Annotated in this window: 7 protein-coding genes and 1 pseudogene; 2 read left to right on the plus strand and 6 right to left on the minus strand. The window is 63.0% G+C overall.

Annotated features, from left to right (window positions below; all coding sequences use genetic code 11):
- Positions 1–16: 16 nt before the first annotated feature.
- From QCE48_RS28230 to QCE48_RS28255, 6 genes are all read right to left on the minus strand, one after another.
- A complete protein-coding gene (locus QCE48_RS28230) occupies positions 17–1,468 on the minus strand; it encodes a bifunctional 2-methylcitrate dehydratase/aconitate hydratase (RefSeq protein ID WP_309781818.1) in 1,452 nt (483 codons plus the stop codon).
- A 46-nt stretch (positions 1,469–1,514) separates the two neighbouring features.
- Positions 1,515–2,027: a hypothetical protein gene (locus QCE48_RS28235; protein WP_309781820.1), complete on the minus strand. Its 513-nt coding sequence runs from the start codon at positions 2,025–2,027 to the stop codon at positions 1,515–1,517.
- Positions 2,028–2,112: 85 nt separating this feature from the next.
- A complete protein-coding gene (gene prpC, locus QCE48_RS28240) occupies positions 2,113–3,288 on the minus strand; it encodes a 2-methylcitrate synthase (protein WP_309781821.1) in 1,176 nt (391 codons plus the stop codon).
- Between the two features lie 27 nt (positions 3,289–3,315).
- Complete coding sequence (gene prpB, locus QCE48_RS28245; RefSeq protein ID WP_309781822.1) at positions 3,316–4,200, minus strand: methylisocitrate lyase; 885 nt, start codon at positions 4,198–4,200, stop codon at positions 3,316–3,318.
- Between the two features lie 2 nt (positions 4,201–4,202).
- Positions 4,203–5,213, minus strand: coding sequence for an aldolase/citrate lyase family protein (locus QCE48_RS28250; protein WP_309781823.1), 1,011 nt, complete (start codon positions 5,211–5,213; stop codon positions 4,203–4,205).
- Between the two features lie 143 nt (positions 5,214–5,356).
- Entirely contained in the window at positions 5,357–6,343 is a 987-nt protein-coding gene (locus tag QCE48_RS28255; protein ID WP_116563379.1) for a malate dehydrogenase, read from the minus strand.
- A gap of 558 nt (positions 6,344–6,901) precedes the next feature.
- Here QCE48_RS28255 and QCE48_RS28260 point away from each other — a divergent pair.
- The gene (locus QCE48_RS28260) at positions 6,902–7,687 is read left to right on the plus strand and encodes a GntR family transcriptional regulator (protein ID WP_309781825.1); all 786 of its coding nucleotides are present in this window, start codon (positions 6,902–6,904) and stop codon (positions 7,685–7,687) included.
- Positions 7,688–7,855: 168 nt separating this feature from the next.
- Positions 7,856–7,953 (plus strand): annotated as a pseudogene (locus QCE48_RS28265) (succinate dehydrogenase, cytochrome b556 subunit); the annotation flags it as partial.

A 7,953-nucleotide genomic window follows, 5' to 3' on the forward strand; every position in this document is an offset into this window, starting at 1 on the left:
GTTTCTGTTTGACTGACTAGATCACATACAGATCGACGTATTCATTGACCGGCATCGCTTCCAGCTTTGCCTGATCGAGCGATACCGCGAGGATCGCCTGTTGCTGCCTGGTCGGGAAACGGCGCGCGAGGTTCGTCTTGAACTTCTCGACGAGCAGCGGTATGCCATCCGCGCGACGACGCTTGTGTCCGATCGGATATTCGACCACGACTTCGTCGAACGTCGAGCCCTCGTTAAACTCGACGGTCAGCCCGTTCGCGATCGAGCGCTTGTCCGGAGCGAAATAATCCCGGGTGAACTGCGGGTCTTCGACGCACGTCATCTTCGCGCGCAGCACATCGATGCGCGGGTCGCGCGCGACCGAATCTTCGTAATCGGCGGCGGTCAGGCGGCCGAAGATCAACGGTACCGCGACCATGTACTGGATGCAGTGATCGCGGTCGGCGGGATTATCGAGCGGACCCTTTTTATCGATGATGCGAATCGCCGCTTCGTGCGTGCGAATCGTGATTTTCCTGATGTCTTCGACCGTTTTGCCTGCCTGGGCAAGCCGGGCGTGCAGCGTCATGGCCGCTTCCACGGCTGTTTGCGAGTGGAATTCGGCGGGGAACGAAATCTTGAAGAGCACGTTCTCCATCACGTAAGAGCCATACGGACGCTGGAACTTGAATTCGTTACCCTTGAAGAGCACGTCGTAGAAGCCCCACGTTTTTGCGGTCAGCACCGACGGATAACCCATCTCGCCGGTCTTCGCGATCAGCGCGAGACGCACGGCGCGCGAGGTCGCATCGCCTGCTGCCCACGATTTACGGGAGCCCGTGTTCGGCGCATGGCGATACGTGCGCAGCGCGTGTCCGTCGACGAATGCGAGCGACACCGCGTTGATCAGCTCGTCGCGCGTGAGGCCGATCATCTGGCCGACGACCGCCGTGGAAGCGAGCTTGACCAGCAATACGTGATCGAGCCCGACCTTGTTGAACGAATTCTCAAGCGCGATGCAGCCCTGTATTTCATGCGCCTTGACCATGCCGGTCAGGACGTCTTTCATCGTCAGCGGCTTCTTGCCGACGGCGACGGCGTTGCGCGAGAGCCAGTCGGCCGTCGCGAGGATGCCGCCCAGGTTGTCCGACGGATGGCCCCATTCGGCGGCGAGCCACGTGTCGTTGAAGTCGAGCCAGCGGATCATCGCGCCGATGTTGAAGGCGGCCTGAACCGGGTCGAGCTGGAATGAGGTGCCCGGCACCTTCGCGCCGTTGGGGACGATCGTGCCCGGCACGATGGGTCCCATCAGCTTGGTGCAGGCGGGGTAGGAAAGCGCTTCGAGTCCGCAGCCGAGCGTGTCGATCAGGCAATTGCGGGCCGTGTCGAGCGCGAGCGTGCTGTCGACGTCGAAATCGACCACGTAATCCACTATGTCGATTAGAACCTTGTCCGGATCGGGCCGGACGTTGGAGATCGGTGCGGACATCGAGCGTTTCCTGATTTGACTACGAACAGGGGCTTACAACAGGGGCTTACTTCACGTCCTTGATCAGCGCGTTCGATTGCGTCGGAGCGGGCGCGCCGGAAGCCATCGCCTGCGTCATGCACTCGTCGGCGAGACGTGATTCGTCCTTGTCCGAGAACAACATCGCCTTCGTCGGGATCACGACGAGGTCCATGCCCGTTGCGGTGTCGTGGAAGCGGTCGGCGCCGGTCGTCGTGTCCTGGCGCGGCAGACGGTAATCCTTCTGCGCCCAGTGCACGGTCACGACCGCATCGCGCTTCATGTCACCTTTCAGGTAGAAAGCGAGCCCTTCCTTGCACGACCACTTTTCCGCGCCTTCCGGAACCGGATCGGTCTTCGCGGCGGCGGCTGCGACAGCTGCCGGTTTGCGCTTGATCAGGCGCTTCGCCGGTGCCGGGCGCTGGGCCGCGGCCTTCTTGGTTGCTGCTGCTTCGGTTGTCGCGGCGAAAGCGTCGGTCGTGACGATGATGCTGGAAGTTGCCAGAGTGCCGACGATTGCAGCGATCAGAAGTTTGTTCATTGATGAAACCTTTCAATTTCGTGAGTGTTGATGGCGAGCGCCGCGCGGATTGGGCCGATTCCTGCCGGCCCGAACGCGCAACTCGCTATTTTCGCTTATTTAGCGCGATGAACTTCAAATTCTCGGGTCCGGTGTAATTTGCGCTCGGCCGGATGATCTTGTTGTCGACGCGCTGCTCGACGATGTGCGCGCTCCAGCCGGCCGTGCGCGAGATCACGAAGAGCGGCGTAAACATCGCGGTCGGCACGCCCATCTGGTGATACGACACGGCGCTGAACCAGTCGAGATTCGGGAACATCTTCTTCGCGTCCCACATGACCGACTCGAGCCGCTCGGCGATATCGAAGAGCTTCATGTCGCCCGCTTCCTTCGACAGCTTCTTCGCCACTTCCTTGATGACCTTGTTGCGCGGATCGGAGATCGTGTACACCGGATGCCCGAAGCCGATCACGACTTCCTTGTTCTCGACGCGCTTCCTGATGTCGGCGTCGGCTTCATCGGCGGATGCGTAGCGCGACTGGATTTCGAAGGCGGCTTCGTTCGCACCGCCGTGCTTCGGGCCGCGCAACGCGCCGATCGCGCCCGTGATGGCCGAATAGACGTCTGAACCCGTGCCCGCAATTACGCGTCCGGTGAACGTCGATGCGTTGAATTCGTGCTCGGCGTACAAGTTGAGCGACGTGTGCATCGCCTCGACCCACGACTTCGACGGTTCCACGCCATGCAGCAGATGCAGGAAGTGACCGCCGATGGAGTCGTCGTCGGTTTCGACTTCGATGCGCCGGCCGTTGTGCGAATAGTGGTACCAATACAGAAGCATCGAGCCGAGCGAAGCCATCAGGCGGTCGGCGATATCCTTCGCGCCCGCGACGTTGTGGTCGTCCTTCTCGGGCAATACCGTGCCGAGCACGGAAACGCCCGTGCGCATCACGTCCATCGGATGCGCCGATGCCGGGATCCATTCGAGCGCCGCCTTCAGGTTCGCGGGCAAACCGCGCAGGGCCTTGAGCTTGATCTTGTACGCCTTCAGTTCGGCGACGTTCGGCAGCTTGCCATGCACGAGCAGGTACGCGATTTCTTCGAATTCGCACGTAGTCGCGACGTCGAGAATGTCGTACCCGCGATAGTGCAAATCGTTGCCGGTCTTGCCGACCGTGCACAGCGCCGTATTCCCGGCCGTCACGCCCGACAGCGCGACGGACTTCTTCGGCTTGAAGCCGCCCGCGGCGGCAGGCGCGTCGGTTGTTGCGGTATCGCTCATCGTCCCAAGTCTCCCGGTGTGGATGCGTTACTTGTTCTGGTTGAACAGCGCGTCGAGCTTCTGCTCGTACGCGTGATAGCCGATGCTCTCGTAGAGTTCGCTGCGCGTCTGCATCGTATCGACGACGGCTTTCTGCGTTCCGTCGCGACGAATCGTCTCGTAGACGTTCTGCGCCGCCTTGTTCGTCGCGCGGAACGCGGAAAGCGGGTACAGCACGATCGAGACATCGACGCTGCGTAATTCGTCGACGGTGAAAAGCGGCGTCGAGCCGAACTCGGTGATGTTTGCGAGCACCGGCACCTTCACGGCATCGACGAACTGTCGGTACATGCCGAGTTCGGTCATCGCTTCGGGGAAGATCATGTCCGCGCCGGCTTCGACGCACGCCTGCGCACGCTCGATCGCCGATTGCAGGCCCTCGACCGCGAGCGCATCGGTGCGCGCCATGATGACGAACTGGTCGTCGGTGCGCGCGTCGACGGCCGCCTTCACGCGATCGACCATTTCCTGCTGCGTGACGATCGCCTTGCCCGGCCGATGCCCGCAGCGCTTCGCGCCCACCTGGTCCTCGATGTGTATCGCGCCCGCGCCCGCCTTGATGAGCGACTTCACCGTGCGCGCGATGTTGAACGCGCTCGGACCGAAACCGGTGTCCACATCGACGAGAAGCGGCAGGTCGCAGACATCCGTGATGCGGCGCACGTCGGTGAGGACGTCGTCGAGCGTCGAGATGCCGAGGTCGGGAAGCCCGAGGGAACCAGCCGCGACGCCGCCGCCCGACAGGTAGATCGCCTTGAATCCGGCGCGTTGGGCGAGCAGCGCGTGATTGGCGTTGATCGCGCCGATCAGTTGCAGCGGCTTTTCAGCGGCGACGGCGGCGCGGAAGTTCGCGCCCGCGGAAGTGATCGTCATGTTCAGCTTCCTCCCGGTGATTCGTCAGAAGCGAAAAGCGCCCGGGCGCTTTCCGGCAAGGTTTGTCCGATGGCTTGCGCGCGGCGCAGCACCGACCAGTAATAGCGATAGCTCGCGCGGTCGTGCAGCGTGTCGCCGTGACGCGTCGGGCCCCACTGCGCGGCCTGCGCCGCGAGCAAAATGTCGGCGGCGAGTTCGATTTCATCGGCGCGCGGCGCAAAAGCGGCGACGATCGGCGCGATCTGGTCGGGATGAATGCTCCACATGCGCGTGTAGCCGAATTCGTTGCGCGCGCGGGCCGCATCGTTCGCCACGACGCTCATGTCGCGCACTTCCGTCGACACGTTATGCGACGGCACCTTGCCGTGCGCGTGACAGGCCGCCGCGATCTCCAGCTTCGCGCGCCGCACGAGCGGATGATCGAACTGGCCGGGCGAGCGCATCGCCGTGTCGGGGATGGCGCCATTGTGCGCCGATACGAAGTCCATCAGGCCGAAACTCAGCGCTTCGACGCCCGGCAGCGCCGCGAGTTCGAAAACTTCTGCGAGCGCGCCGTGCGTTTCGATCAGCAGGTGACAGGGAATCGGCTTCTGGACGCCGGCTTCGCAGCGCGACGCCTCGACGAACGCGACCATTTCGGCGGCATCGGAGACGCTGCGGATTTTCGGCAGGGTGATGTAGGCGGGCGCCTTGCGGGCATTGCGCAGGATGATGCGCACGTCGTCGCGCCAGGACGGATTGGCGAAGTCGTGGATGCGCACGCCGACGCGCCCGAAGCGGTCTTCTTCGCCGCCGATGAACGACGCCACGAGTTCCGCGTGCGCCGCCTCGCGGCCGATCTGGGCGCCGTCCTCGCAATCGAGCGTGATGTCGAAGACAGGCCCGAGCTGCGCCTGCAACGCGAGCGACTTCTTCATCAACTTCTCGCTGCCGGCATAGTGATCGCACGGCGGCAAGACCGCAGGTTGCACTTCGCCGTCAAACAGCACTTCGGCTGGGGTGAGAGCGCGCATCGTCGGCGTCGGTCGAATTGGGGGAGGTGAAAAGGCCGATTCGAACGCGCTCGGCAACTTCCAAGCGCGCTCGGATCGGCCGCGAACGCCTTTACGGGCGTTCGCGTAACGCGAAGAGCCGGCTCGCGGCTCTTCGACCGGTCTTACTTGCCGAGCAGATGCGCAACACCGTCGCGCTCTTCGAGCAGTTCGTTAAGCGTACCGTCCATCTTCTCGCGCGAGAACGCGTCGATTTCCAGGCCTTCGACGCGCTTGTACTCGCCGTTTTCGCAGGTCACCGGCACGCCGTAGATGATGTCTTCCGGAATGCCATACGAGCCGTCCGACGGAATGCCCATCGTGACCCACTTGCCGTTCGTGCCGAGGACCCAGTCACGCACGTGGTCGATCGCCGCGTTGGCCGCCGAAGCCGCCGACGACAGGCCGCGCGCTTCGATGATCGCCGCGCCGCGCTTGCCGACGGTCGGGATGAACGTGTTGCGGTTCCATTCGTCGTCGTTGACGAGCTTCGTCAGCGATTCGCCGTCGACCGTCGCGAAACGGAAGTCGGGGTACATCGTCGGCGAGTGGTTGCCCCACACGGCGAGCTTTTCGATCGACGCCACCGGCTTGCCCGACTTCGCCGCCAGTTGCGACAGCGCGCGGTTGTGGTCGAGGCGCAGCATGGCGGTGAAGTTCTTCTTCGGCAGGTCCGGCGCCGAGTTCATCGCGATGTACGCGTTCGTGTTCGCCGGATTGCCGACCACCAGCACCTTGATGTCGCGGCTCGCGACTTCGTTGAGGGCGCGGCCCTGCACCGTGAAGATTTCCGCATTGGCCGAGAGCAGATCCTTGCGCTCCATGCCCTTCGAACGCGGACGCGCACCGACGAGCAGCGCGACGTCGGCGTCCTTGAACGCGACCTTCGGGTCGTCGGTGATGACGACGCCTTCGAGCAGCGGGAAAGCGCAGTCTTCCAGTTCCATCACGACGCCCTTGACCGCGTTTTGCGCTTGCGGCAGGTCGAGCAGTTGAAGGATCACCGGCTGGTCTTTGCCGAGCATGTCGCCGTTGGCGATGCGAAACAGCAGCGAGTAGCCGATTTGACCTGCGGCGCCGGTGACGGCAACGCGCTTTGCGGACTTAGCCATTGAAAACTCTCCTGGACGGTGCGTGAGACGCTAGGGAAAACGCCATTTTATGCGCGTTACGCGAAGCGTTGATGAAGCATGTCGGCCGTGCTGCGCGAGATCATGCCGAAACGCTGTCGGGACGCGCCTGCCGAGCGCGCGCCGTCGGGCGTTCCAGCCGCATGTGGCGCGGCGGCGCGGCCGTCATGCCGGGAATCTTTCTTCGGAGCGGGAGTCTGCCGTGGCGGGGCGCCGGATCTCGTCGCGCACAGGCGTTTCGAGGTGACGCTGGACGTTGCAAGGCAGTACACAGGCAGCGGCGGGCGAATCGAAAGCCGTTCGGCGTGAGGCGAGAAGCGGCGGGACGCGGATGACCGATTGCGCTGCGCTATCGATTACTGTTCCCGATGCGCGAGGCCGAGCTTTCCTTCGACCCGCAAAAGTCCCGCAAACCCTTGCTCGCCAAGGAGTGTAGGATTCGCTGGACGTAAAGTCAACAGTATCTTATGTCTTATATAAGACATAGGAATCTACGGGAAAACGCTGGCGCGGCGCGGGCCTTTATGATGAAATGCGCGCATGAATTCGAACCCGGCGACGACGAACCCCCCCAACGGCGCTGGTGCGACGGACGTCGCACCGGCGCCGTCGCCGACGTTCAGTCCGCTTTACCAGCAGATCAAGGCGCTCATCACGCAGGGGCTCGAATCCGGCGAATGGAAGCCGGGCGAGATCATCCCGAGCGAGGTCGAACTCGCTGCCCGCTACAAGGTGAGCCAGGGCACGGTGCGCAAGGCGATCGACGAACTCGCCGCCGACAACCTGCTCGTGCGTCGTCAGGGCAAGGGCACGTTCGTTGCGACGCACAACGAAGACCGCGTCCAATTCCGTTTCCTGCGCCTGTTGCCCGACGACGGCGAGGTCCATCCCCACGTCAGCCGTCTGCTCGAATGCCGGCGCCTGCGCGCGCCCGCCGAGATCGCGCGCCAGCTTGACCTGAAGCCCGCCGACCCGGTCGTTCTTATCAGGCGCCTGTTGCAGTTCGATGGCGAGACCACCGTCTTCGACGAAATCTGGCTGCCGGGCGCGGTGTTTCGCGGCCTGACGGCGGAGCGTCTGGCTGACTACAAGGGTCCGCTCTACGCGATGTTCGAAACGGAGTTCGGCACGCGCATGATTCGTGCGTCGGAAAAGATACGCGCGGTCGCGGCAGACGCGGGCGTCGCGGAACTCCTCAACGTCGCCGAAGGTTTTCCGCTGCTGTCCGTCGAGCGCGTGTCGTATACCTATGGCGACCGGCCCGTCGAAGTGCGCCGCGGATGGTATGTCACGACCGGCTACTACTATCAGAACGACCTGAGCTGAATGCAATGAGCAAACGGCTGCGCATCGGACCGCAACCGGTGCGCGCGCCTCTCGCAAACGCCTTTCTTTCGCGGCTCGTAAAGGAATCTTCTGCGGCGTTTCGCTGCAGCGCGATATGAAAAGGCGCTAAAATCGCGGATTAGTGTGATAACAATGTTGGGGTCTAGCATGGCTGAAGCCGTAAAAAAACCAAGGCCCGAATTCCGTAACATCGGGATCGGTCAAATCGCGAAGTATCGCTTGCCGCTAGCAGGGAAGGTCTCGAT

It is taken from the genome of Caballeronia sp. LZ024, from assembly GCF_031451455.1.
Classification (GTDB): domain Bacteria; phylum Pseudomonadota; class Gammaproteobacteria; order Burkholderiales; family Burkholderiaceae; genus Caballeronia; species Caballeronia telluris.